The organism is Achromobacter anxifer (genome assembly GCF_903652925.1).
GTDB lineage: Bacteria > Pseudomonadota > Gammaproteobacteria > Burkholderiales > Burkholderiaceae_B > Achromobacter > Achromobacter anxifer.
This window is the reverse complement of record NZ_CAHLAR010000001.1, coordinates 945,250-970,127: the sequence shown is the minus strand read 5'-3', so window position 1 is coordinate 970,127 and position 24,878 is coordinate 945,250. Positions and strand designations below refer to the sequence as shown.

Genomic DNA, 24,878 nt, shown 5'->3' with positions numbered 1-24,878 from the left:
CGCCCCCTTTTTTTGTCCCATATCGCACAGGAGATTCCCTAGTGGTTGGATCCGCAACAACAGCATCGATTCCCCATCCGTCCCGTCCCCATGCCGCCCTGCTCCGGCGGCGCCGACGGGAGAGGCCCTGGCTGGCGGTGCTGCTGCTGGCGGCGATGCTGTGTTGCCTGTCCTACCCATGGCAGGCCCGGGCCGCGGGACTGCTGCTGCCGCAACCCGCGGCGGCCTCATCATCGGCCTCGGCCTCGGCCCTTACCCCGGCCGCGCTGGCCGACCTGCTGGAGAATCCCGAGGCGCGCAAGGCCCTGGTGGACGAGTTGCGCGCGCAGGCGGGCGGCGCCAAGCCGGCCGCCTCGCGCACAGCCGGCGCGGCCGCCGCGCCTGCGCAGCCGGCGGAACCCGGGCTGCAGGAACGCATGGCCGACAACGTGCAGCGCTTCCTGACCGGCCTGGCCACCGATATGGGCCAGGGCGTGGACGACATGCGCGCGCTGGCTTCGGGACGCAGCCTGCGGATGGACAGCGATGCCGCGGGGCATGCCCTGCTGCCCCTGGCGCTGGCCGCGGCGGCCACGATCATCGCCTTCATCCTGCTGCGGATGATCGCCATGTTCATCTACACCCGGATCGACCGGTGGGTGGCGCGGCAAGGCATCGAGTCCCAGGCGCCCGCCAGGCCCGAACCCGCCGCGCCCGCCAAACGCGGCCCGCCCGCGTCCGTGCGCGCGCTTTCCCGCCGCATGGGCGCCATCGTGGGCGCGGTGGCCATCGACGCGGGCGTGGTGGCGCTGGCCGCCATGGCTGGCGGCGCGGCAGCCCTGTGGGGCACGCCGGGACGCGGCGCGCTGGACACGCTGGCCGCCGTATTCCTGCGGGCCTTTGTGGCAGTGGAGATCGTCAAGGTGCTGATCCGCATGGTCTTTGCCGTCAAGCATCCCCACCTGCGCCTGCTGCCCATGTCCGATGAGCTGGCCGCCTATTGGAATACCTGGCTGCTGCGCATCGCCACGGCCGCCGGCTACGGCACGCTGCTGATCGACCCCGTGGTGTCGGCATCGCTGTCGCCCGCGCTGGGCCGGCTGGCGAACATGCTCATCATGCTGGCGGTGTACGTGTATGCCGTGCGCGTCATCTGGCGCAACCGCCAGTCGGTGCGCGAACGCCTGGACCTCCGCGCCGCCAGCGCGACCACGTTCATGGTTACGCGGCTGCACTTCCTGTCGCGCGTGTGGCACGTGCTGGGCATAGGCTACTTCACCATCCTGCTGGTGGTCAGCCAGGTGGACCCGACCAACGCGCTGCCCTTCATGGCCCGCGCCACCGCGCAGACCCTGCTGGTCATCGGCGTGGGCAGCCTGCTGATCCTGCTGCTCAACACCGTGCTGGCCAAGCCGATCAGGCTGCCAGCGGACCTGCGCAAGCGCCTGCCGCTGCTGGAGGCGCGCGTGAATGCCTACGTGCCCGCCACGCTGAAACTGCTCGGCCTGATCATCCGCATCGTGCTGGTGCTGCTGGTTCTCGACGCCTGGCGCGCCTTCGACCTGTCGCGCTGGCTGGCCTCGGACGCCGGCGGCGCGGCCATCAGGATGACGGTGAACATCGTCATCGTGCTGCTGATCGCGGCGCTGGCCTGGACCGTGATCGCCAGCATCATCGAACACCGCCTCAGCCAGCGCGAGGGGCGCGGCATGCCCAGCGCGCGCGAACGCACCTTGCTGGCCTTGTTTCGCAACGCCTCGCTGATCGTCATCGTGACGATGACGCTGATGGTGCTGCTGTCGCAGATCGGCATCGACGTGGGACCGCTGATCGCCGGCGCCGGCGTGGTCGGCCTGGCCATCGGCTTCGGCGCGCAGAAGCTGGTCCAGGACATCATCACCGGCGTCTTCATCCAGCTTGAAAACGGCATGAACGAAAACGACGTGGTGCAGGTCGCGGGCGTGTTCGGCACGGTCGAGAAGATGACGATACGCTCGGTAGGCATACGCACGCTGGACGGCGGCTATCACCTGGTGCCGTTCTCTTCCGTCGACGTGGTGACCAACCACATGCGCGACTTCTCGTATCACCTGGGCGAATACACCATCGCGCATCGCGAGAGCGTGGACGACGCCATCGTGCACCTGCGCGCCGCCTTCGCCGAGCTGATGACCGACACGGTGCTGGGTCCGGAAATCCTGGAGGACATCACGGTGGCCGGCGTCACGGCCGTCAACGAAAAGGGCGTGACCATCCGCATCCTGATCAAGACCACGCCCGGCATGCAGTGGGCCGTGCAGCGCGGCTACAACCGGCTGTTGAAGAAGCACTTCGACGCCGCCGGCATCGAGCTGCCCTACCCGCACACCGTGCTGTACTTCGGCCAGGACAAGCGCGGATACGCGCCCCCGGCCAACGTGGTCATGCAGCCCGAACGTCCCGACGAGGGCGAGAACGCCCGCGCGGCGGGACACACGCAGCGCCCGCTGGAGCCAGCGCCGCGCGGCGAGGACTCGTCCGAGGTGCTGGGCAATGAACTGGAGGCGCGCGAGGAAGACGACGCGCCGCGCGCATAGCCCGGCATGGACGCATTGACCGTTACGTCTTGATTTGATAATTTCTTTACCAATTATGTCATCGCCGAATTGCCCCGCGCAGGGTGCTCCGTAGCGCGCCGGAGCCAGCACCGCCCCGCCGGCAGCTGGCGCCCCACCCGGAGATCCCCATGACGGCTGTGTTGATGGTCGACGACCACGCAATGTTTCGCGAGGGCCTGAAACTGACCATCGCCCGCCTGGCGCCCACCCTCGAAATCTGCCTGGCGTCGAGCGGCAACGAGGCCATCTCGATACTTGAATCGCGCACGGACATCAGTTGCGTCATCATGGATTACTACCTGCCGGACATCGGCGGCAGCGCCTTGCTCAAGCGCCTGCGCCAGCTGCGTCCCGGCATCCGCGTTCTGGTGATGTCAGCCTCCGAGGACGTGAACGACCGCGACCGCGCGCTGATGGCAGGCGCCCGCGGGTTCCTGCACAAATCCGCCAGCAGCCAGATGCTGTTGGCGGCGCTGCAAGAGATCCAGTCGCCACAGGGGGCTTGCGCGCCCCCGCCGCGCGCGGCGGCGGCGACGCCGAACGCTGCCCAAACGGATGAAATCGCCTTGCTGAGCGAATTGACGCCCAGGCAAGGCGACGTGCTGCGCCTGATATGCGCCGGCATAGGCAACCGCGAGATCGCGCAGCAGCTGGACGTGGCCGAGAAGACAGTCAAGGCGCACATCACCGCCATCCTGTCGACCCTGGGCGTGCAGAACCGCACGCAAGCGACGCTGCTGGCGCGCCGCGGCGGCTTGCTGGGCAAACCCAAGTAAGCGCCCCGCTATCCGTTCAACAACGACAGATAGCGCGCCATCCCCCCTTCTTCCTGCGCAACTTCGTTCATCAGATCCGACAGCGACATGTCGCCCCATGCCACCGCCTTACGCAAGAGATAGGGCGTGGGACTGTGCGGTTCGATCGCCGCCAGGTAGTCGGCGATGCGCGACAACTGCCGGTAGGCCTGCGCGCGATTGGACAGCTGGCCCAACGACGCCACGACGCCGGCATCGGCCCCCGCATAGGCATCGGCGGCATCATGGGCAGCATCTGCCTCGTGGCCGCTGCGCGTCCCGCCTGGCATCGCCAGCGCCGGCGCAATCCTGCCTGCACTCGCCATGGCTGGATCGGCCCGCCCCGGCCTGCTGCTGTGCCCGACGCTGTGCCCCGCCAGCAGGCCGCCGGCCACGCGCGCCAGGCGCGCAAGCGCCTCGGGCGTGCGCCGCAGACTCGGCGCTGCCTGCCCCAACCGCTTGTCCAGCCCGCGTTCCAGCCCGGCCCATGCGGCTTCGGCCATGCCCGCGAATTCCAGCAGGGACTGGAGCGCCGCGCGGTTGGCAGGTTGCGCCGCGTACGGCATCAGCGCGTCCCGGCTGAGCGCGGGCTCGACGGCCGCCGATGCCTCGCCGGCTTCGGGATCCGGCGCGGCAACAGGCGCGATCGGCGCGCGCTCCCAGTCATACAGATTGATCTCGGGCGGATCGCCGTCCTCGATCCTCAGCAGGGGCAGATGCAGCGTGCAGGCCAGCGACACGGTGGCGTCCAGCCAGCTGAAAGGCGCGCAGCGCGCCTCGGCATCGTCCTCGTCTTCCATCCGCGGCCAGGCGGTTTCCCAGTAGCGCTGGGCCAGGCCATCCAGCACGCGGATGCCCGCCACCAGGCCTTCCAGGCCATTCAGACGCATCCAGGCCTCGCACAGCCATGCCGCCACCTGCAAGTCCTTGCCCTGCGTCGCCAATGCCTCCTGGCACAGGGCCGCGACCAGGCGCCAATCGGCTCTTTGCAGCGGCCGGTCCCAATCGCCCATGGGCAGGCTGGCGTCGTCCTGCTGGCGCGCCTCCTGGATCTGCTGGTAGACGGGCTCATAACGCAGCGCCATGCCCGCGCCGCCCTCCTGCGGCAGCCGCGCCAGCAAGGCCTCCATTACCGTATCCTCGTCCGCCATTGCTACACGCCCGTTCATTGCGCGCTCCATTCCGGCGCGCGCGCCGGGAAACTGTTAGGCCATTGCAGCGGCGTCTTCTTGCCGGCCGGCATCAGCGCCATGCGCAGGAACACCCGCCCCTCTTCCAGGTCCGGCACCTGCGCCATTCTGGCCGCGTTGGCCATGCCCAAAGGAAAATCGAAGCGCAGCAGCGGCCCCGCCCCGCGCGGTCCGGAGTCGGCCGCCTGATGGCGCTGCATCAGGGAGATCAAGGCCCAGGGGTCGCTGAACTGCCACGTCAGAATGCGCCCGTCGGTGGTCAAAGCTGGCTGTCTCGGATCGGCCATCGCGATCAGCGGCGAATCCTTGGCAAACCGCAGAGTCAGCGTGACCGGCGTGCCGTAATTCCAGTGCAAGGTCCTGGGCGCGTCGCCCAGGGACAGGCTCTGCCCGCCCATGGCCAGCGTCCAGTCGATCAACTGATTGGCGGCCAACTCGCCGCCCCGGTTGGCGCGGAACTCCACATTCAGGTCATACCCCCCCGGCCCGCCCTCCTCCGACGGATACAAGGGCGCGAACAGCGATCGGACCTGCGCGAAGTTGTCGATGAAGCGCGTGACCGAGCCTGACGGCGTCGCGCCGCGCGCCTCGCCGTCGGCATCGCGATACGTTCCCGCCACGCCGTCATAGCGCTTGAGCGTCTGCCCCAGCTGGCCATAGTCCGCCGACGCCAATCCCGACGGACTCTGCCCCCCGACGGAGCCCACGCTGGCGTACCGCGCAACCGGACCGGCCGCGCCGTCGCTGAACGGCGCGCGGCCGGCCACCAGCACGTTGAAGGTCGCGGCAAAATCCTCCCATTGCTGGCGCAGGTCCGAAACATAGCGTTGATTGCAACGCCCTTGCAGCGCGCTGTACAGGCGGGCGTACACAGCACCGAAATAGTCGTCGCCGCCGGGCGGCGCCGTGCCGGCCGGGCGTGACTTGCAGCCGCCCGTGGCCGGGTCCGCCACCGCCTGCACGAACTGCTCCAGGCGCAGAAGGCTGCTGTTGGGGTTGCGCAGCCGATACCGCTCCAGATCCTGGTTGATGGCGCGCCAGCGCTGCGCCAGCGGCGAGGCCGCGCTGATGGGATCCAGCGCCGCCAGGTACACCCCCGCCTCCGCGCCCAGCGTCAGGGCGCGGCCAGACTGATGGTCCAGATAAGGGCCAAGGCCCGCCGCGTCCGCCACGCCGAACATCGCCAGCACGGAAGTACGCGCGGCCGGCACGGCGATTTCCGCGTCGAGACGGGTCGCGTACAGCTCGGAACGCTGCAGGCGCCGGTCCACCTGGCGCAAATGCTCCATCGCGTCGCGCGACACCAGCGTGTCCAGCGTGTCCGCCTGCCGGCTGGCGCCCAGTTCGGCCAGCAAGGCGCGTATCCGCAGCAGGCGATTGCGCGCGGCGGTGAAGGCGGCGCTGTCTTCTCCCGCATCGGCCTGGGCCGGCGTGGCCGCCGCCATGGTCTGGTCGAACACCAGCCGGCCGAACTGCACGTCCAGCGCCCGTTCCACCACCGGCAGCAAGACGGGCGGCACGCTCTTCAGGCCGTCCGCGAGAAAGCGCTTGCGCACTTCGCCCAGCGTCAGCGCCTGATCCAGCTGCACGCGGTTCCAGACGATGACCGCCGCACCGTCCAGGACGGGCGGCTGCAGGTCGCGGGGCAGCGCCATGAAAGGCTGCGCCAGCAGACCCGCGAACGCGTCGCGCAACGCCAGCCGGGCGGGAGACAGCGCGTAGCGCGCCTCTTTCTCCTGCCACAGCAGGCCACTGTCCGGTCCGTCAAAGCGCAATGCCCTTTCGCTCTTGAAACCCTCGAAATCCGCGCGGTCGCGCTCGCGCGCCTGCGCCGCCGCCTCGGCTCCCAGCAAGCGGTTCTGCGCGGCGCGGGACATCACGCGGTCATAGGCGGCGCCGGGGGTGAACGAGGCCTGGCGCATCCATCCGCCCTTGCCGGCAGCCAGCAGGTCCTGCTGGGCGGTGATCGCGGCGACCAGCCTGCGATAGCTGTCGCCCACTTGCGCCGCGTCCTCCGCGTTCATGGTCGCGTCGGTGATCTGGCGCGTGGACTGCGCCACGGCGCGCTCCGCCAGCAGCAGCGGATTGTTCGAGAACAAGCGCCGGTTCAGCTGCGCCGACGCCTTCTCGAAAGCGCAGCCGAATGCCTGCTGCAGGCCGGCCACGCCCTCCTCGCCCGCCGGCGTCATGCTGTAAGAGACATTGCGTTCGCGGCCGCGGCTGAAGTATGGCAGCACATTGCCCAGATCGCCCTGCAGATCCGCGCCCAGCGCGTAACGCACCACCAGCCGCAGCGCGTCGGCGTTGCCGCCGCCCGGTTGACGCAAGCGCTGAAAGGCCCGCAGGGCGGCATCGAACTGGTCGGCGCCCGCCACGTACCGCTGCAGCGCCCGCAGCTCGGGCTGCTCATCGATGCCCAGGCTTGCTACCTTGCCCTCGTCGCCATCCAGGACGGCGGGCGCGGCGCACAGTCCGTCCGGCAACAGCGTGCCGCTCACCGGGTCCAGCCCCACGCCGGTCAGCTGCGAGGCGCGCGCGGCCAGCTCGCGCTGGATCGCCGTCACGGCAATCTCGCCGAACTCGCGGGCGAAGCGTGCGCGCACGCGGGGATTCAGGTCGTCGATGCGCGACCAGGACCCCGGCATGAAGACGGTCCAGGCCGAATCGACCTGCAGCCCCTGGTCCAGGGTCAACAAGGCCAGCGCGCGCCGCCGGTACCATTCCGCCGGCAGCTCCTGGCCTTGCTGCAACGCCACGGCGCGCTCGCGCGCGTCGCGCCGCGTTTCCTCCAGCGCGGCGACCAGCGGCCCGTTGTGCCGCCCCAGTTCGACCGTGGCGATGACCAGCCCGCCGCCCCACACGCCAAGCAAGGCGATGCCGCCCCAGCGCAGCGCCCGGTGCAGCACGGGCCGGGTCAGATGCTGCGAACGCGAAGGCCGAGTCAGTCCGTATTCCTGGAAGATCTTGCGCTCGAACAGATCGCGCAGAAAGGCCGGTTGACGCAGCAGGTCGGCCAGCGCGGGGCCCACGCCCTCCCGGCCGCCGCCCACGTAGGGCTCGGCGTCCTCGGCCTCCGCCTGCGGTCCAGGCTCGGCTTGCCGCCCCATCGTGCGCGCCGCCAGTTCGCCGCTGTCTCCCGTCAGATAGATGCCCCGGAAGAAAAACGGCTCGTGGTAGGCGCTGGGACGCAGCAGCTCGTCCACGTACAGTTGCAGTTGCGCCTGCAAGGCCTGGATGCGCGCCGGCAACAGCAGGAAGCCCCGCGCGTCCGCCGTGCCCGCGTCGACCGCGAAGAGCTCCGCGCTGGCGTCCGACACAGCGCCGGTGATGGAGCGCATGGCCGCTTCCACCCAATCCGATTGATAGGTGGTGGACAGGTCGTAAGGCGAAGACCAGCCCAGCATGCTGGCCCGCAGCGGCTCCGGCAAGGCTGCGGCAAACTCGCTGAAACCTTCCAGGGCTTCGCAGTCCGTAACCACCACATAAACGGCAAACCGCATGGCAAACCGGTTCTGCGCCAGCCACAGTCGCCGGTGCGCCAGCTTGGCCCGCCGGGCAAGCTCCAGCTGCGAATCCGTGTCGGTCGCCAGCAGCATGCTGGCGGGCACCGTGATCACCACCGAATCGAACGGCCGCTGCGGGCGATACCCCCGGCACAGGCCCAGGAACTCGTCCCAGGGCTTTTCATTGCTGTCCTGCCCCGGCGCGTCCAGATAGGCCGCCTTGATATCGATGACGATGCCGCGGTCGAAGAAGTTCCACGAAATGCCCTGCGTCGAGGTCGGCCCCGCCGCCTCCGAGCCCAGCACGCTGGGCACGCCGGCCTGGGCGATGGGCAGGCCGCCGCTGCCATCTCCCTCGTTCAGCACCATGATCCATGGGATGCGGTAGCGTTCGCCGCGGGCGGCGATATTGGCTTCGATCAGTTCGACCGCCTGGCGAAACGCATTGCGCAGGGAATCGGAGCGCAGCCGCAGGACCTTGCGGTCCTGCTCCGGCTTCTTGTGCGCGCCATTCCGGGCGAAGTACAGAACGATGCCCAGCACGGCCAGCACGACCAGAGTCAGCACGACGACCGACAGTAGGAACAGATTGCTGGTCAGCATGGAAGCGCTCCCCGGTTTACGTCTCGGTTGATCTGCATGGCGTCAGTCCTGCGCGGCATCTGCATGCAGGGCCTGGCGCACTGGCCACGACTGCCATAGCCAGGCGATTTCCGACACGGCCAGCAGCGACACCATGCCCAGCAGGAAAATGAAGGTCCAGCGGCTGACCGTCGGCAGCTTGCGCGGCGCCACGTGCGACAGGATGTTCGAGTACGCCGCGGGCGCCAGGACGCGGTCGCGCCCGCCCAGGTCTGCCCGCCGCTGATACACGAATTCATACAGCTCTTCGCGGTAGCCCCGCAGCCGCTGCGCCGCGTCGGCGCCGCGGTAGCGCCCCTGGAATCCGACGGCCAGCGCAAACAGGTACAGGCGCGCGATGCTGCGGCGCGACGGCTCACGGCCCGACAGCAATTGTTCGATACGCTGGAACACCAGGTCGCCCGCCACATTGCTGCGAAACAGCGTGGATTCCAGCAGATAGGCGGTCCAACGCTCGCGCCCTGCCCAATCCGCGTTCAATAGGATTTCATCGGCCAGGACCGCCTTCAGGTAGCGCGCGTCGGCCAGGTTCTCGGCGTCGAACCGCGTGCTGTCGCGCCGCGCCTGCAATGTCTGGATCTCCAGCAGGCTCAGCATGTGCCGGCTGAGTTCCTGCGCCGCCGCTTCGGCCGACGCCGCGCCCCCTGCCGAGACCCGTGCCCGCACTTTCTCCAGCTCGTCCAGGAAGCCGCGGAACTGCTCGGTCACCAGGTCGTCCTCGTCGCCGTCGGGGCGGTTGCGTGCCAGATTCGCCATGATTTTTTCTCCTCAGCCCTTCACGAACAACAGCATTTCCTGGGGCCGCTGCGCGCTTTCGCCCTCATTCGAATTGGCGATCAGCAGCGGCTCATCCCCCAGTACCAGGCCCGAGGCGACCTGAATCTCGAACAGCAGGTATCCCGAACCCGAACGCAGGCCCAGTTCTTCGGCGTACTCGACGTTGCGCCTGACCGCCCCCAGCACGCGGCGGCTGCGCAGCGACGGATAGACAGGCCGGGATCCGATGACCGCCCCCGCCATCCAGGCCAGCAGGTCGCGGTCCGATTGCCCGCGGACGCCGACCACCAGCCGCTCTCCTATCCACTCCGGGCGCAGCTTCAGCTCGAAGGCGCCATGATCGAAGTCGAACTTGTACTGGCGGAAGTCCTCGTTGATCTCGGAGCTGGCTTCCCGCAGGAAGCGCAGCATGGACGTGAAGACGGAAAGCGGATCGCCATGGTCGTAGTCGGGCGGTGGCGGCGCTATCGCGCCGGGTTTGAGCAGGCACAGCGACCCGGCCAGCGACGCCAGCGCCAGATACAGGGTCCATGGGTGCAGGTGGGGAGTGCGCAGCACGGCCTCGGCCAGCGGCAGGCCCGCCAGCAGGCTGCGCAGCTTGTCCTTGAGTTCCAGCTGGGTCAGCCGATCGTCCACCCGGGACGAGGGATTGGCCGTCTGCCGGGCAATGAAGGCGGCCTTGCCGCGCAACTGCCCCACCAGGGCCGACGCCGCGACCCACAGCGGATTGTCCTGGCACACCTCCAGCAGCGGAGGCTGGCGTTCGCCGACCTTGACGACCTCATTGTCCTTGTAGAGCGATCCCAGGCGCAGCGCCACGAACTGCGCGGGAGGCACCGTCCCGGCCGAGAGCGCCAGGTTCGGCAGCAGGCGCGAGATATCGGCGGCGGGCGCTTCGGACACCTGGTCCTCCACCGGCGTCCCGGCCACGGAGCGGAAGCGGCGCACCTGCCCTTCGCGCCGCGCCAGGGTGGCGGCGGGCAAGGTCAGGTAGAAATCCATCGGGCCGTCGGCCAGTTGTGCAGCATGGGACTCCAGCGCCAGTTCCAGTCTTTCCGCCGAGTCCGCTTGTGCGGCGTAGGCAATTGCGGTGCCGTCCGGCATGATCGCCGACAGCTCCAGCACGCGCACGATGCCGGCGGGCAACAATCCGTTGTCCAGCACCAGCCGGCGCACGCCCCAGCTGAACGGCGCCGCCGCCAGCGTCTGCCACGCCACCAGCGTGTCGACGCGCGAGGCCAGCAGCTGGAAATGCTGCGGCGCCAGCAGCATGCCTTCATGCCATTCGACGGCGTCGGTCACCACGGGTTGAAGGTGCGTCATGCGACGGCCCTCCCGGCAGGCGCGCCTGGCGCGCGAAGCAAGAATCGCGGCATGCTCATCATTGGCTCGCAGTCACGGTGAATCCCTTGTTCTCCAGGCGGATCAGCAGCCGGCCGCTGAACGCGTCCACCCGCGCCCGATGGGCGCCCGGCGCCGCATAGCGCGCGAAGACGAACGCGCCCGCCACGCGCGGACCTTCGAGTTTCTCGCCGGGCACGGTCAGGTGCTGTCCCGGCACCACCTCCCAGCCCTCGTACCGCAACCCCTGCGGATAGGTGTTGAGCAGGTCGGCCCTGCCGGCAAACCACTTGGCTGCCGTCAGTTCGGCAAAGCGCGCAAGCAGGGTCTCGTCCTTGACCAGCACCAGATCGACCGCCACCGGGCTATCGCCGTTGGCGTCATCGGCCGCGGACACGACGACCTGTTTCCATGCCGGCTTTTCGCCCTTGAAATAGTCCAGCCCCAACGCGGAGCATCCCGCCAGGGCCGCCAACAGTATCAATGCTCCGCCTAGCCCCGCCCGCCGCGCCCATCCTGTCGCTTTCATCACCTGGCTCCCAACCCGATACCCAACAACACAATCAGCAATCCCGCCAGCACCATGCAGCTGCCCACCAGCATCAGCTGCACGCCGGAAAATGCCAGCTGCAAAGGCGCGCGGCCCGCGCTCCCGTCGCGCGCCGCCGCCCTCTCGGACGACAGCCCGTCCGAGACCCAGGCCACGACCACGCATACGCACAGCAGGCTGAGCACCGTCCGCAAGCCGTCGCACAGCAGGTCGATGGCCACCAACAGCACGCCCGCCGCTTCCACCGGCAGTTCCAGCAGGCCCAGCGTCAGGCTGGCGAACGCCACGTTCGCCACGCCGCTTTGCCCTGCCGACACGAAGGCCGCCGCGGTCGCCCCCGCCGCCACCAGCGCCAGGTCCGCGCCGCCTAGCGGCCTGCCGTAGAGATTGGCGACAAACAAGGTGACCAAGGCGAAGTACAGCGCCGCCCCGGCTCTCAGGAATACCGCACCGAACGGCAGGGCCAACTCGGCCACGCCGCGGCTGAATCCCAGCCGCGCGCTCATGACTTCTATGGCGTGCGGGACCGGCGCCGTGGCGCTGCCCGACGCCAACCCGACCAGCAGCGGCCCTTTCATCTCCGCCAGCACGGACAGGAAGGGCAAGCCTGCGCGGGACGAGATCACGGCCATGGCTGCGACCGACAGCGCGATCGCCGACAGCATGAAGCACAGCAGGAATCCGCCCATGGCTCCCAGCGTGGCCGCCTGCGCGTTGCTCGTCAGATAGGCGCTGGCGCCAAACGCCAGCACCGGAATCAGCAGATTGGCGCGGTCGATGATGATTCCCAAAGCCCGGTACGAGCTTTCGAAGATTCCATCGAGCAGCGCGGTGCGCTCGCGCGACAGCGAGGCGAAGGCCAGCCCGAACAACAGCGTCGCCACCAGGATCCCCAACGTGTTCCCCTGCGCCAGCACGCGGAAGAAGTTGTCGGGCAGCAGCCCTCGCATCACGCTCTCCCGGCGCGACGCGCCATCGCCCGTTGCCGCGCCGCCATTCGGCGGTGCCAGCAGGCTGACGTTGTCCTCGGACAGCGCGTTGCCCTGGCGCCAAACCAACTCGCCCAACTGGCCATGCTCCTGCGGGTTCAGGTGCTTGCCCGGCATGACGGCCGCGCCCAGCAGGGTTCCACCCACGGCGCAGGCGCCCACCAGCGCCACCGCCAGGGCCGCGGTCAGCGCGATCCTACGGCCGGGATGCGGCAGATCCAGCACCTGGCGCAAGCCGAAGAAGATCGCCACCACCAGCAAGGGTATGGCGGCCATGTTCACCACCACCAGGTAGAGCTTGCCCACCAGGTAGGCGGCGTGCCCCAGCGGCTGCGCCATGACGCCCGCCAACGCGCCCGTCGCCATGCAGAAAGCCAGCAATACGGTGCTGCCGGAGAGGCGGTTCAAGGTGCTCATGCGGACACGTTCCAGCCGCGCATCAGCGCATAGCGCACGGTTGCAGCCGCCAACTCCTGCGTGCTGTCGATCAGCGGCATGGGCGCCTGCGGAATCGCGCCCGCAGCCAGGGGAATCTCCGTGCACCCCATCACGGCCGCCGTCGCCCCGCCGGCTTCGAGCCTCCGCAACGCCTGCTCCAGCAGTCTGGCGGCTGCCGCCAGGTCTCCCGCCTTGACTTGGGCGATGCAGGCGCTGATCCGCGCCTGCTCCAGGGCATCTGGCACCAGGAAATCAATGCCGCGCTCGCGCAGGCTCGCCTGGTAAAAGCCCGAAACCAGCGTGCCGCGCGTGGCCAGCACCGCGACTTTCCCGCTGCCTTGCGGCACGGCGTCGGCGCAGACCTCGCCGATGTGCAACATGGGCGCGGCGCTGCGCCGGCGCATCTGTTCGTACCAATGATGGGCCGAATTGCACGGCACCACCAGCAGGCCGACGCCGCTGCGGTTCAGCAGGTCGACGCCCGCATACAGCGCCGGCAGCGGATCCAGACCGTCGCCCAGGATGGCGGAAGAACGGTCCGGCGTGTGAGGCAGGTTCGCCACCATCATGGGCAGATGGTCCTGGTCGCGCGCGCCTTGCGTCAGGCGGACGACGCGGCCCATGAAGTCCACCGTGGCCAACGGCCCCATGCCCCCCAGCACTCCGATCATGGTCATGGCGGTCCCCTATACCCGCAACGGCCGCGGGCAGATGACGGAAACCGCCGCGGAGTTCCCGATCACCAGGATCAGCGTGCGCAGCATGTCGCATAGCGGATCGATCGCCAGGAACAGGATGAAGGCCGCCTCGAACGGCAAGCCGAGGTAGGCGCAGGTGATGCCGATCAGCGACACGGTCACCAGGCCGGTCATGCCGGCAGACGCGAACCCCGCCAGCACCGATACCAGCAATACCGTGGCCACTTCGGCCACGCCCAGCGGCCGTCCATACAGCTGCGCAATGAACAGCGTCGCGCACACGTAATAGACCATCGGCCCGACCCGCAACAGCGAAACGGCCAGAGGCACCAGCAATTCCACCCGCGCCCGCGCAAACCCCAGCTTGTCCGCCAGGCTCTCGATCATGCTCGGCATGCAGGCCGCGCTGTTGCGCGTCGCCAGCGCCAGCGCGAAGGGCGCGCGCAGCGCCTCCAGCGTGACGGCCAGCGGCTGGTTCGAGCGCTTCCAGATGACCACCACCGCCAGCGCCAGCAACAGCACCGCCACCGCGAAGAACGCCAGCACGAACTGCGTCATCGCCTGCAAGGGCTCGATGCCCGACTTGGCCATCTGCGAGGCGCTCATGCAGAACAGGATCAGAGGCAGGGGCAGGCTGAGCCAGTGCATCAGCTTCTGGCAGGCGCAATAGACAGTTTCCAGCACCTGGCTCAAGCCCACCGAAATGCGCTCCGGCACATAGCCCACCGCCACGCCGAACAGCAGCGCGAATACCAGCGACTTCAAGGCGTCGCCGCTGGCCAGCGCGGCGAAGATGTTGGTCGGCACCAAGCTGCCCAGCAGGTCGGCCAGGGTCAGGGTCTTGGCTGGCACGTCGGCGCCGTACAGGTTCATCACCGTGACGCTGGAAGCCGAATCGCTGCCGACGATGAGGCCGAACGCTTGCAAGGTCGCGTTGGACAGGTCCGCGCCCGGATTCAGGATGAGCAGGACAGCCGCCCCCACCAGCGCCACCAGCAGGGCCGTGCCGGCGAACACCGCCAGCACGCGCAGGAACAGGCGCGACGCGCCGCCATCGCGGAACAGGCGTTGCAGGCTGAAGATCACCGCCGAGATCATGAACGGCAAGGTCGTCATCTTCAGGAAGTCAACGTACACCTCGCCGATCAGCGACAGGCTGCGGGCAAACGCCGGCAGGTAGAACCCCGCAAGGCCGCCCAGCACCAGGCTGCCCAGCACCAGCCAAGGGTTCAGAACAATCGCGTAGAGTCGTTTCAGAGTCATGATGATCCAGCTTGCGCCTGCCTCAGTGATTGGTGGCCTGCAGGACCACGTTGACGTCGAACCGCTCGCTGCGGTCTGCCAGGTACAGGTTGATGAAGCCCAGCAGCGCCTGGTCCGAGGCATTGACCGCCATGCCCAGGGTGTCCTCCAGGTCCTGCAGCGTCACGACCCGCAGCCGCAATGAGGCGGTCGGGTCGATCTTCAGCACGCGCTTGACCTCGAATTCGTCGCGATAGGCGGCGGTGACCTCCCCGCTGTCCAGCGCCGACAGCACGGCCGGCCAAGTGGGGTACTGGCGCACGTCGGCCTGCGGAAAATTGGCCTTCACGTAGTCTGCATACGAGGAGTTGGCCACCACGCCTATGGTGCCGGTGTAGGCGCGGATCACCTCCGGCACCGAGCGGCCGCGCGCCAACTGCGCGAACTTGACGCGGTTCAGCAACAGGGCGCGCTTGAGCGACAGGTACGGCGCGCTGAAGCTGACCACCCGCGCCCGCGACAGGGTGCGCGACAGCTTGCTGATGGCCACGTCCGCCTGGCCTTCGGCCAACAGGGTCACCACGCCGTCGAAGGTCTGGGCCTGGCGGTTGAAGCGCACCCGCACTCCCAGCTTCTGCGCGATCTCGCGCGCGAAATCCACGTCAAAACCGCTCAGCTTGCCGTTCTTCTCTTCGAAGAACGGAGGCTGGTCCACCCCCAGCAATGCCACCACCAGCTCCCCCCGGTTGATGATCCGGGCGAACTCGGGCGCCAGCAGCACGCCGTTGTCCATGCGGACCACGCCGGTCTGGGCCTGCGCGGCTGCGCTCCAGGCCACTGCCGACGCCACGCAGAAGAACGCCGCCAGCGCGGCGCAGCGGGCGGACCGGGAAATCACTTTCAATAGGTGCTGCATGCAAGACTCCGGCCTGTTGATAGCCAAAGGAAGAAACCCGGGGACTCAGTCATGGCGGTCCACCTTGGGCACCGCGGCATCGCCGTCGCTCGTCGCGGACGCAGCGGCGGCGATGCCCGGCGGCGGCGCCGGCGGTTCCGACAGGCGGGCTCCGATCTGGAAGCCCAGCAGGAACAACAGGACACAGAGCAGGCCGGCGCAGGCCAGCGTGACGGTCAACATGCGAGGGGTCAGGGAGAATACGTAAGACATGCGTTCAGATCCTCAGGGAACCAAAGTCGTGACCTGCGCGGGCGCCGTGATCCGGATCACCCCACCCCAGACGCACATCAGCATCGACGCGTCCTGCAAGGCGGGCTTTCCGCCGATCAGCACGGTGGGTGAACCCGGCAGCCACGGTCCCGGCGTCGCGGGCATGCAAGGCATGGGCGTCAGGACGCCCGCAGCCGCGGCGGTGGCGGCCGCGACCGTCGGGTTGCCCAGGCAGCTGCACATGCCGAAGGGCGCCACGTTGGCGATGGGCGCGTGATCCATGATGGTGGCCGCGGGCAGCGCGCCCGCCAGCACGCCCGCCGGCATCACGTTCAGCACCGACGGCGCCGCGCCAAAGCTGCACATCACGGCCGAGCCGGTAGTGATTTGCAAGGCCATGGCTATCCCCTGACCCACTTTTCCAGCCGCGCGCCCAGGGTGGGAGGCGCAGGCTCGGCGCTGACCTCGGCCAGGAGGCGCCAAGGCTGCGCGGGCACGCCATTCACATAGCGGCGCTCGGCCAGCACCGCGCCATCCGGGCCGTAGCGGCGGGCGATACCGTGCAACACCCCTGCGCGGTATGGCGATACTGCCTGCAACGCGCCGTCCGGCGCGTAATCACGCGTTTCACCCTCCAGCACGCCCAGGCTATAGGTCTCGCGGCGAACCACCACATCATCTTGCAGGTACTCGGCCACGCCATCCAGCTTGCCCGCCAGATAGTTCTGCCGCAGCGTCTCCAGGCCGGATGGCGCGTATGACACGCATGCGCCGTGCAAGACTCCCAGCTCATAGCGCTGGCTCGACGCCAGCTTTCCATCGCGGTAGGACAGCACTTCGCCGTGCAGCTTGCCGCCGGCGTAGGACGCTGCGCGCAGCAATCCGCCCCGTTCGTCGTACACCCGCAGCGTGCCGGACAGGCAACCCTGCTGGAACTCCGCCTGCAGCAGCACCTCTCCGTCCGCGCCATAGCGTGTCAACAGGCCTTGCGCCACGCCGTTCTGCCAGGCGCTGCGCGCCACCAGACGGCCGCTCTCGTCCAGCTCTTCCACGATCCGGGTTTCGTTCCGGGCCTCGGGCGGTGAGATGTCGGGGCTATGCATGTCGCGCCTCAATTGATCTTGACCAGGCCGCCCTTGAGCGCCAACATGCCGCCGCCATCGACGGTCTGCGTCGCCGTCGCCTTGTGTTCCATCGTCAGCGCCTTGGTGCTGAGCGTCGTTCCGGCTTGCGCCGTCAACGTCGATCCGCTTTTGAAGCTGATGGACCCCGTGACGTCGATGACGAGATTGCCGCTGACCTTCAGCGTGTAGTTGCCAGCGACGTCCTGGCTGAAGGCCGCCCGGTTGGCGTGCGTTTCGTCGCCGCCGACCTCGACACTGCGCGCGCCCTTCACCCGATGCGACTCCTTGCCCTTCTGCACCTCGATGCGGCGATCGCCCTGCTTGACGATGCGGCTTTCGTCGCCGCCGATCTCCGTCGCGAGTGCGTCCTCGACGGCGACCCGCATGTCCTTCTGCGCGTGCAGGTACAGCTCTTCCGCGTCGAGCTTGTCTTCCATGCGGATTTCATTGCCCGCCACCCCGCGCTTGGACGAGCGCGACCGCATCACGCTCTGCGTCTGCGCGGCCGGCAGCTGCACCGGCAAGGTCTGCTGCTTGTTGTAGACCGTGCCGGTCACCAGCGGCCGGTCAGGATCTCCGTCGACATAGCTCACCACCACCTCCTGCCCCACCCTGGGCAGGAACCAGTGCCCCCAGCCCTGGCCGGCCAGGGTCTGCGACACGCGGACCCAGCAGGAGCTGTCCTGGTCGCGCGCCGGACCGTCGTCCCAATGGAATTTCAGCTTCACCCGTCCGTGCGCGTCGGTCCAGATCTCCTCGCCCGCCAGTCCCACGACCCGGGCCGTGTGCGTCCCCGTGACCTGGGGCCGCGGCGTAAGAAGCCTGGGACGGAACGGCACGGCCTCGGGCTGCACTTCGAAGCGGTTGCGGTACCGCTCCTGGGTGGCGTCGTGCATGACGGCCCGCAGGACGTACTGAACATTCAAGGCATTGTCCGGATGGCCGGCCAGTTCAAAGCGGGACCCCGCGGACAGGCCATGGCATCCGCTCACGCCGTTGCCCACCTGTCCATCGGCCTGTTGCGCCGCCAGCCTGATGGCGGCCTTGCGGTCGCCGTCCGCCGCGTCCGCGTACTTGCCGGGATAGACGTAGTGCCGGGCCCCGGGCAACAGCGCCGGCTTGCGCGTAGCGGCAAGCGAGGTGGTCGCCGTCAGATAGTCGTAATCGGCCAGCACGTGCCCCGGCGCCACGATGCCGTGCGCCATCTCGAAGGTCTGCACGCGGTCGGGATCGGCCGCGTGGTCTTCGTCCAGCGCGCACTGCAGGCGGGCCGCGTGCGTGTTCACGGGGTGCGCGGCAGGGCTGTCGGCCAGCACCAGCGTGTGCTTGCCATCGGCGCCGTCGAAGAAGTAGAAGATTCCTTCCTCCTCCATCAGGCGGGAAATGAAGTCGAACGGGCTTTCGTCGTACTGCACGCAATAGGGACGCTGCGGATAGGCGCCCGCTCCCAGCCGGGCTTCGAACGCCACCTCGTAGCGTCCCAGCACTTCCTTGATGATCTCCGGCGCGGTCTTGTTCTGGTGGATGACCCGGTCCCGCCCCAGGGTCAGCAGCCACAGGCGCGGCTGCAATTCGGCCTGGTAGTAGGCATGCCCGCGATCCGCGCCCAGATGCACGAAGCGCGTCACGATCCCGTTGAAGTAGCGAGGCCTCAGGCGCGGACGCTGCAAGGTCACCGTGACCGCCTTGCCGACGATGGCCCGCGCATCCAGCGCCTTGTTGGCCGACCGCATCCTGAGATCGAACCGGAACAGCTCCGACATCGCTTCGCGCCCGCTGAAGGAATCCAGCAGCAGGACGTCCTTGCCGAACGGGGTGGCTACCGAGGCGAACCAATTGGCTTGAGTCTGGTCGGTGGCCATGGAACTACCCCGCCTCCGCGTCGTGGAACTGGAAATCGATCGCGCCCGCCGGCGTCAGGCCCAGATGGACACCGCCGAACGGCGCCGCCACGGAAATGCGTTCCAGCACCTGGCGCGCCAGCTCCGGCAGCACCGCCTGGGTCAGGATGTGGTCCACATTGCGCGCCCCGCTGTCCACTTCCTTGCAACGCGCCGCGATCGACTGCGCCACGGCATCGTCCCAGCCCAGACGGGCGTGATGATTGCGCTCGAAGCGCCGCGCCAGGCGTCCGAGCTTCAGGTTGACGATGGCGTTGATCTGGGCATCGCCCAGCGGGTAGTACGGCACCATCACCAGCCGCCCCAGGAACGCCGGGCTGAACTGGCGCAGCAAGGGCGCGCGCAAGCGCTCGATCAAAGCCTCGGGCGTAGGGCGCTCCCCGCCCCGGCAGGCATCGGTGATGACGTCCTGCGAAGCGTTCGACGTCAGCAGGATCAGGGTGTTCTTGAAGTCGATCGAAACGCCCTCGCCATCCTCCATGGTCCCCTTGTCGAACACCTGGAAAAACAGCTCAAGCACGTCGGGGTGGGCCTTCTCCATTTCGTCCAGCAGCACCACGCTATAGGGCCGGCGCCGCACCGCTTCGGTCAGCACGCCGCCCCGGCCGTACCCCACGTACCCGGGCGGCGCGCCTTTCAGGCCGGAAACGCTATGCGCTTCCTGGAACTCCGACATGTTGATGGTGATCATGTTGCGTTCGCCGCCATATAGCGTATCGGCCAGCGCGCACGCGGTTTCGGTTTTGCCGACGCCGCTGGGGCCCAGCAGCAGGAACACGCCCACCGGCTTGCCCGGATCGTCCAGGTCCGCGCGGAAGGTGCGGATGCGCCGGGCGATGGCGTCGAGAGCTTCGTTTTGCCCTACGATGCGCCCGGACAGCTTGTCCTGCAGGTACAGGACCGTGTGCAGCTCATCCGCCAGCATCCGGCCCACTGGAATGCCGGTCCAGCCGGAAATCACCTTCGCCACGACCGAGGAATCCACGCACACTGGCACGATGGGCTCGTCGTTCTGGACTGCCTCCAGGCCCTTTTCCAGGCGGGTCAGATTGGCGGTCAGCGCGTCCAGGTCCTCCTCGTCCGCCGTCGCGCCGCCATCGGCGGCGATGCGCTCCGCGATGCGGCGGCGCCAGCCCAGGATTTCAGCCACGGCGCCGCGCTCGGCCGCCAGCTTTTCTCCCGACCGGCGATGCTGTTCGCGTTGCTCTTCGATCTGGCGCTGCGTCGCGGCGATCGCGTCGGCGCGGTCCGCGCCCGTGGCTGCCTCGTGGCGCAGGATTCGCAACTGGTTTTCGGCGGACTCGATCGCCCGCCCCAGGGCCTCGATTTCCTCCGGCTCCGCGCTCTGGCCGATCGCCACCCTGGCGCAAGCCGTGTCCAGCACGCTGATGGCCTTGTCCGGCAGCTGCCGCCCGGAGATATAGCGGTGCGACAGCTTCACGGCGTCCCGGACCGCGGAATCCAGGATCTCGACGCCGTGATGGGCTTCCAGCCGTTGCACCATGCCGCGCAGCATTTCCACGGCCGCCGCCTCGGTGGGCTCTTCCACCTTGACGACCTGGAAGCGCCGGGCCAGCGCCGGATCGCGCTCAACGTAGCGCTTGTACTCGGCCCAGGTCGTGGCGGCTATGGTGCGCAATTCGCCGCGCGCCAGGGCCGGCTTGAGCAGATTGGCGGCGTCGCCCTGCCCTTCGCTGCCGCCGGCGCCGATCAGCTGATGGGCCTCGTCGATGAACAGGATGACCGGCATCGCCGACGCCTTCACCTCGCCGATCACCGACTTCAGCCGGTTCTCGAATTCGCCGCGCACCCCAGCCCCGGCCTGCAACAGCGCCAGGTCCAATGACCGTACCGACACATTGCGCAGGGCCGGCGGCACGTCGCCTTGCACGACACGCTGCGCGAAGCCCTCGACCACGGCGGTCTTGCCCACGCCGGCCTCGCCCGTCAGGATCGGATTGTTCTGGCGGCGGCGCAGCAGCACGTCGATCAGCTGGCGGATTTCGCCATCGCGCCCTCGCACGGGATCGATCGCCCCCTCGCGCGCCTGCGCTGTCAGGTCCACCGTGTACAACTCCAGCGCGGATTGGCGCGCCGCCCCCTGGCCCGGCGTAGGCATGGCGGACTCGCCGCCAGCAGGCAGGGCCTCGGCCCCTGGCTCGGACTGCGTGGAAGGGTTCCCCGCGTCTTCGGCGCTGCCGGCCAGGATCGACGGCAACGCGGCGCGCAAGCCGGCCCGCGAGATGTTCAGCAGGCCCGGCGCCGACTCCAGCAGCAGCCCGCGCAGGCTGTCGACTTCCAGCAGCGCCAGCAGCAGCGTGCCGGATCGGATCTGCTGCTGTCCCAGCAGCATCGAGCTGAGCAGCCACGCTTCCTGGAACAAGGGAGAAAAGTTCGGCGACAAGGCCGGCGTGCGGCCATTGCCACGCTTGAACTGCTCCTGGGCGCGCTGCAATTGTGCCGACACGTCTTCCGCCCGGATCTGATAATGGTCCAGCACCGCGTTCAGATCCGGCGCGGCGGTATCCAGCAGCGTCAGCAGCAGGTGCTCGACATCCACGTTGTAATGCGTCTGGCGCACGCATTGCTGCGCCGCCAGTTCCATCGCGTGCTTGCAGACCGGGTTAAGCCGGGACAGCAGCGTGCGGATGTCGATATCCATGCCTGATTTGCCTTATGTACGGTTGGCCGATGAGGAAGCAGACGCCATGCGCGCCGACAGGCGCACGGGCGTCGGAGTGACGGTCCGCGGCGACGCGGTCGCCCAGCTGGTCCAGCCCAGCCTGGACCCGGCCACGCCACCCAGCGCGCTCGCGCCCGCGCGCGGCTGCGCGTGCAGCACGAAATCCACGTTCAGGTCGCGCCGGAGGTGGCTGCGAATCAGCCACAGCGCCAGCTCGTGGTCGTCGCCCCCGGGCAGCAGGCGCTCGAACCGGGCGGGACTCAGGTCCAGGAACTCGATGCGGATGCCGGCGGCCTGGTCCCATACCCGGCGGCCCAGCGCGCGCGATGCATTCAGCGCCAACCCCTTGCCGCCCAGGCGCGAATGGTCCTGCGCATCCAGCGTCCGCCATTGCCCCACGAACTGCTGGCCCCGCACCTTCAGGTCCAGGCGGTCCGCCAGCAACGCCAGCAATCCGCTCATGGAGCGCGTCGCCATGCCCAGAAAGCCGGCGTGCCTGACCCACAGGCGCTGCCCCTTGGGTCCTGTCTCATCGCGGGCATAACCGAGGTCGCTCAATGCGTCCAGGCAGCCCACCAACGCCGAAGCCTGCGGCGCGGACGCATTCAGACCCAGTGCGTGCTTCTTGCGGCCCCGGTAGAAAAAGGACAGGAACCGGTGATTGAAGATGTCCAGGAACTCAGCGGTGGCGTGATCGCGCGCCGCCCGGCGTTGCAGCACCAATTCGGTGTACGCCAGGGGCAGCGGACTGCTGGCGCCGGCCAGCGTCATCACGGGCGTGATCAGGGCGTAGCGGGTCTGCATGGGCTGACCCCAACGCCCCGTTTCCTGCCTCTGGGTCACGGCGCGCACGTCGCTGGCCTCGAAGGCGACCGACACGTGGCCATGCAGGCGCACTCCCTCGCCGTCGCCGTTGCCCCGGCCCAGGGGCGCGGCATGGGGCGTTGCGCGTTCCAGCAGCGCGATCGCCTGGAACAGGTTGTAGCGTTGCGGGCGGGAGAGCAGCCGGGCGATCATAGCGACTGCTGGCAGCCCGTCATGGGCTGCCACTGCTTCCAGGTTTCGTCGCCCCGGCGCACCGCCAGCCGCACGAACGAGTTGACCGAGGTATACATCGCGAAGAACCGCGCCAGCACCGCGCCCAGCAGCAGCGGCGATCCTCCCACGAACGCATCGGCGTCGAACTCCACGGTGACTTCGGTTCCGTGGCAGAAGCCGCGCCATGCCTCCTTGCCCACGTGCGCCGTGACGGGACGCGAGCTGACGCCCTTCAAGCCGCGTATCAGGTCCTGTTCGCGCGTGCTGCCGGAAGCGAACAGTTGCAGGATCTGCTGCAGGCGCTTGTGTCCGGTCGCGCCATCCACCAGCGATTGCTGGTTCAGCGTCAACAGCGACACCAGCCGCCACAGCGCATCGCTGCCCAAGGGCGGGTTGCGCTGCGCCGTGGGCTCGTACAGGCATTGCACCGACACGTTCTGCGCCACGCGTTCGAACACCATACGGGCGCCCACCGGCACCTGCTCGGCCAGGCGCCGGTTGGTGCAAAGCAGGTTGGCGTAGACCACCGGTTCGGCAGGCTGGCGGATCTCATTGCGGGCGTCGACGAAGCTCAGGAACATGTCGGTGCCGCCCACGCGGTCGCGCAGGCTGTATTCCCTGCGGGCGGACCAGAACAGCGTGCCGCGGGCGGCGTCCGCGTGCTCGACCTCGGCATAGCTGGGCACCGGAATGGCCCGCTCGGCCGCCGGGTCGGACAGGATCACCGACAACACGGAATGCACTTCGGTCGTCTCGTCGCGGCGCTTGTCCGCCACCAGGCGGTACTCGTAGTGGCTGTCGTCGATCGCGACCGGTTCGCTGGTCTGCGCGTACAGGTTGATCACCGGCGTGCAGCCCAGGCGGAAATGCTGCGCGCCGATGGCGCCCAGGCCACGGGCCCGCCGGTCCAGGTGCAGCGCGACCTCGCAGCGGCGTCCCTTGAACGGCAAGCCTCGCGGCAAGTCCAGGTCGAAGAAATGGAACTTGCGCGGAAAGGCGAAGTACTCCTGCATCAGGCCGTGCGCCGGCAAGCCGTGCGGCGGCTGCGGCAGCACGCTGTCCTCGGGCGCATACCCCACTTCCCGCCAGGCGGTCAGCGGCAACGGCGCCACGCCGCCTCCTTCCGCATACAACGAAATGCCGGCCACGCCCGCCGCCAGCAGTTCGTACAGCGGCATGGTCACCATCCAGTCGCCTTGCAGGTGTATGCGCAGCGTGCGGATTTCGAGCTCGGACAGTTCCACGCCGGCATCGCATTCCAGTTCCAGGCGCAAGGCCTGGTCCTCGGAGAAGCCGGCGCCCACCATTTTCAAGGGCCATAGCGTGGTGTCCCAGGCCGTCCGGAAGCGACAAAGCTCGCCGGCCTCGGTCCGCGCCGCCAGGCCGCTATGCCGCGCGACGGGCAGTCCAGCCGTCACCTTGCCCTGGCTGCCGTCCAAAGCCAGCTGCACCACCGTCATCGACGGGATGGGCTGCACCAGCGTGGGGCAGACGTTGTCCAGCATCGCGGCGGCGATTTGCGGAAACTCCTGGTCCAGGTCGCGATGCACCCGGGCCGCCAGGAACGCCGTGGCTTCGATCAGGCGCTCGGTGTGCGGATCGGGCGACTCCGTGCCATGCAGAGCCAGCCGGGATGCCACCTTGGGATAGCGCAGCGCGAAGTCTGCTCCCTGATTGCGCAGATAGGACAGTTCGCGCTTGTAGTAATGCAGGATGCCGTCGGATGCCAGATCGCTCATGACCCGCCTCCGGTCCCGCTCTGCGCGCCGGCCAGCAACTCAAACGCCACGTGATTCACCGCGCCGCCCACCGCCATGTCCGCGCGGATCTCCAGCCGGCACGGGCCGATGCCGTTCGCCGCGGGCGTCATGTCCACCGACACGTTGGACAGGCGCGGTTCATACAGGGCAATGGCGTGCTTGACCACGGCGGCGACGGCCTCGCGGTCCGCGGCCGACACCGGCGACCGCGCCGAATAGTCCGGCACTCCGTAGTCGATCACCGAGGCCGCCGAGCGTGCAAAGGCATCGAAGTCCAGGCGCGAGCGCGTGGCCAGCAAACGCTCCAGGTCCCTGGCAACCGCCAGCCGCTGCGCGTCCGCTCCCGCCAGCTGCGACTCCGCGTCGGCCGCCAGACGGTCAAACAGGGGCACGGGCGAATAGAGGGTGGCGGTCGGCATGTTGCGGGCGTTCCTGTACAGGCGCCGGCGCCGCCCCCGCACTCG

Annotated in this window: 19 protein-coding genes; 2 read left to right on the top strand and 17 right to left on the bottom strand. The window is 68.5% G+C overall.

The annotated features are described in order from the left end of the window. Window positions 1–155 precede the first annotated feature (155 nt). Both HWY37_RS04380 and HWY37_RS04375 read left to right on the top strand, forming a co-directional pair. Complete coding sequence (locus HWY37_RS04380; RefSeq protein WP_176088060.1) at window positions 156–2,555, top strand: mechanosensitive ion channel domain-containing protein; 2,400 nt, start codon at window positions 156–158, stop codon at window positions 2,553–2,555. 149 nt (window positions 2,556–2,704) lie between these two features. Next, entirely contained in the window at window positions 2,705–3,352 is a 648-nt protein-coding gene (locus HWY37_RS04375; protein ID WP_176087943.1) for a response regulator, read from the top strand. Window positions 3,353–3,360: 8 nt separating this feature from the next. Here HWY37_RS04375 and tssA read toward each other — a convergent pair whose 3' ends face one another. The 17 genes from tssA to tssE are packed head-to-tail and all read right to left on the bottom strand — an operon-like array spanning window position 3,361 to window position 24,833. Next, window positions 3,361–4,539, bottom strand: coding sequence for a type VI secretion system protein TssA (gene tssA, locus HWY37_RS04370; protein ID WP_176087942.1), 1,179 nt, complete (start codon window positions 4,537–4,539; stop codon window positions 3,361–3,363). After that, a complete protein-coding gene (locus tag HWY37_RS04365; protein WP_176087941.1) occupies window positions 4,536–8,666 on the bottom strand; it encodes a type VI secretion system protein in 4,131 nt (1,376 codons plus the stop codon). The genes tssA and HWY37_RS04365 overlap by 4 nt, the downstream gene beginning before the upstream one ends. A 42-nt stretch (window positions 8,667–8,708) precedes the next feature. Beyond that, window positions 8,709–9,452, bottom strand: a complete 744-nt coding sequence (locus HWY37_RS04360; protein ID WP_176088059.1) for a DotU family type IV/VI secretion system protein — start codon at window positions 9,450–9,452, stop codon at window positions 8,709–8,711. 21 nt (window positions 9,453–9,473) lie between these two features. Beyond that, window positions 9,474–10,805, bottom strand: coding sequence for a type VI secretion system baseplate subunit TssK (tssK, locus tag HWY37_RS04355; protein ID WP_176087940.1), 1,332 nt, complete (start codon window positions 10,803–10,805; stop codon window positions 9,474–9,476). A 58-nt stretch (window positions 10,806–10,863) separates the two neighbouring features. Next, window positions 10,864–11,352, bottom strand: a complete 489-nt coding sequence (locus tag HWY37_RS04350) for a hypothetical protein (RefSeq protein WP_175207643.1) — start codon at window positions 11,350–11,352, stop codon at window positions 10,864–10,866. Further along, on the bottom strand, window positions 11,352–12,779 hold the full coding sequence (locus HWY37_RS04345; RefSeq protein WP_176087939.1) for a dicarboxylate/amino acid:cation symporter: 1,428 nt from the start codon (window positions 12,777–12,779) through the stop codon (window positions 11,352–11,354). The genes HWY37_RS04350 and HWY37_RS04345 overlap by 1 nt, the downstream gene beginning before the upstream one ends. Beyond that, the gene (gene cuyB, locus HWY37_RS04340; RefSeq protein ID WP_176087938.1) at window positions 12,776–13,477 is read right to left on the bottom strand and encodes a cysteate racemase; all 702 of its coding nucleotides are present in this window, start codon (window positions 13,475–13,477) and stop codon (window positions 12,776–12,778) included. Before cuyB ends, HWY37_RS04345 begins: the two co-directional genes overlap by 4 nt. 9 nt (window positions 13,478–13,486) lie before the next feature. After that, on the bottom strand, window positions 13,487–14,761 hold the full coding sequence (locus HWY37_RS04335) for a dicarboxylate/amino acid:cation symporter (protein ID WP_175207646.1): 1,275 nt from the start codon (window positions 14,759–14,761) through the stop codon (window positions 13,487–13,489). A gap of 22 nt (window positions 14,762–14,783) precedes the next feature. Beyond that, a complete protein-coding gene (locus HWY37_RS04330) occupies window positions 14,784–15,656 on the bottom strand; it encodes an ABC transporter substrate-binding protein (protein WP_246302181.1) in 873 nt (290 codons plus the stop codon). A 45-nt stretch (window positions 15,657–15,701) separates the two neighbouring features. Then, window positions 15,702–15,908, bottom strand: coding sequence for a hypothetical protein (locus HWY37_RS04325; protein WP_175207647.1), 207 nt, complete (start codon window positions 15,906–15,908; stop codon window positions 15,702–15,704). A 12-nt stretch (window positions 15,909–15,920) separates the two neighbouring features. Then, window positions 15,921–16,307, bottom strand: a complete 387-nt coding sequence (locus HWY37_RS04320) for a DUF4280 domain-containing protein (RefSeq protein ID WP_175207648.1) — start codon at window positions 16,305–16,307, stop codon at window positions 15,921–15,923. Between the two features lie 2 nt (window positions 16,308–16,309). After that, on the bottom strand, window positions 16,310–17,011 hold the full coding sequence (locus tag HWY37_RS04315; RefSeq protein ID WP_175207649.1) for a toxin-antitoxin system YwqK family antitoxin: 702 nt from the start codon (window positions 17,009–17,011) through the stop codon (window positions 16,310–16,312). 8 nt (window positions 17,012–17,019) lie between these two features. Further along, window positions 17,020–18,894 carry a type VI secretion system Vgr family protein gene (locus HWY37_RS04310; RefSeq protein ID WP_175207650.1) on the bottom strand — a complete coding sequence of 625 codons (1,875 nt, stop codon included), beginning with the start codon at window positions 18,892–18,894 and terminating at the stop codon, window positions 17,020–17,022. Window positions 18,895–18,898: 4 nt separating this feature from the next. Further along, the gene (tssH, locus tag HWY37_RS04305) at window positions 18,899–21,595 is read right to left on the bottom strand and encodes a type VI secretion system ATPase TssH (RefSeq protein ID WP_176087937.1); all 2,697 of its coding nucleotides are present in this window, start codon (window positions 21,593–21,595) and stop codon (window positions 18,899–18,901) included. A 12-nt stretch (window positions 21,596–21,607) separates the two neighbouring features. Next, entirely contained in the window at window positions 21,608–22,633 is a 1,026-nt protein-coding gene (gene tssG, locus HWY37_RS04300) for a type VI secretion system baseplate subunit TssG (protein WP_246302180.1), read from the bottom strand. Then, window positions 22,630–24,393, bottom strand: coding sequence for a type VI secretion system baseplate subunit TssF (gene tssF, locus HWY37_RS04295; protein WP_246302179.1), 1,764 nt, complete (start codon window positions 24,391–24,393; stop codon window positions 22,630–22,632). The genes tssG and tssF overlap by 4 nt, the downstream gene beginning before the upstream one ends. After that, a complete protein-coding gene (gene tssE, locus HWY37_RS04290; RefSeq protein WP_175207652.1) occupies window positions 24,390–24,833 on the bottom strand; it encodes a type VI secretion system baseplate subunit TssE in 444 nt (147 codons plus the stop codon). Before tssE ends, tssF begins: the two co-directional genes overlap by 4 nt. Between the last annotated feature and the right edge of the window lie 45 nt (window positions 24,834–24,878).

Coding starts and splice junctions, on each gene's coding strand:
- tssE (WP_175207652.1), bottom strand. CDS start 24,833: ATGCCGACCGCCACCCTCTATTCGCCCGTGCCCCTGTTTGACCGTCTG.
- HWY37_RS04310 (WP_175207650.1), bottom strand. CDS start 18,894: ATGGCCACCGACCAGACTCAAGCCAATTGGTTCGCCTCGGTAGCCACC.
- tssH (WP_176087937.1), bottom strand. CDS start 21,595: ATGGATATCGACATCCGCACGCTGCTGTCCCGGCTTAACCCGGTCTGC.
- tssK (WP_176087940.1), bottom strand. CDS start 10,805: ATGACGCACCTTCAACCCGTGGTGACCGACGCCGTCGAATGGCATGAA.
- HWY37_RS04335 (WP_175207646.1), bottom strand. CDS start 14,761: ATGACTCTGAAACGACTCTACGCGATTGTTCTGAACCCTTGGCTGGTG.
- tssF (WP_246302179.1), bottom strand. CDS start 24,393: ATGAGCGATCTGGCATCCGACGGCATCCTGCATTACTACAAGCGCGAA.
- tssG (WP_246302180.1), bottom strand. CDS start 22,633: ATGATCGCCCGGCTGCTCTCCCGCCCGCAACGCTACAACCTGTTCCAG.
- HWY37_RS04380 (WP_176088060.1), top strand. CDS start 156: ATGCTGTGTTGCCTGTCCTACCCATGGCAGGCCCGGGCCGCGGGACTG.
- tssA (WP_176087942.1), bottom strand. CDS start 4,539: ATGAACGGGCGTGTAGCAATGGCGGACGAGGATACGGTAATGGAGGCC.
- HWY37_RS04350 (WP_175207643.1), bottom strand. CDS start 11,352: ATGAAAGCGACAGGATGGGCGCGGCGGGCGGGGCTAGGCGGAGCATTG.
- cuyB (WP_176087938.1), bottom strand. CDS start 13,477: ATGACCATGATCGGAGTGCTGGGGGGCATGGGGCCGTTGGCCACGGTG.
- HWY37_RS04345 (WP_176087939.1), bottom strand. CDS start 12,779: ATGAGCACCTTGAACCGCCTCTCCGGCAGCACCGTATTGCTGGCTTTC.
- HWY37_RS04320 (WP_175207648.1), bottom strand. CDS start 16,307: ATGGCCTTGCAAATCACTACCGGCTCGGCCGTGATGTGCAGCTTTGGC.
- HWY37_RS04365 (WP_176087941.1), bottom strand. CDS start 8,666: ATGCTGACCAGCAATCTGTTCCTACTGTCGGTCGTCGTGCTGACTCTG.
- HWY37_RS04330 (WP_246302181.1), bottom strand. CDS start 15,656: ATGCAGCACCTATTGAAAGTGATTTCCCGGTCCGCCCGCTGCGCCGCG.
- HWY37_RS04375 (WP_176087943.1), top strand. CDS start 2,705: ATGACGGCTGTGTTGATGGTCGACGACCACGCAATGTTTCGCGAGGGC.
- HWY37_RS04325 (WP_175207647.1), bottom strand. CDS start 15,908: ATGTCTTACGTATTCTCCCTGACCCCTCGCATGTTGACCGTCACGCTG.
- HWY37_RS04315 (WP_175207649.1), bottom strand. CDS start 17,011: ATGCATAGCCCCGACATCTCACCGCCCGAGGCCCGGAACGAAACCCGG.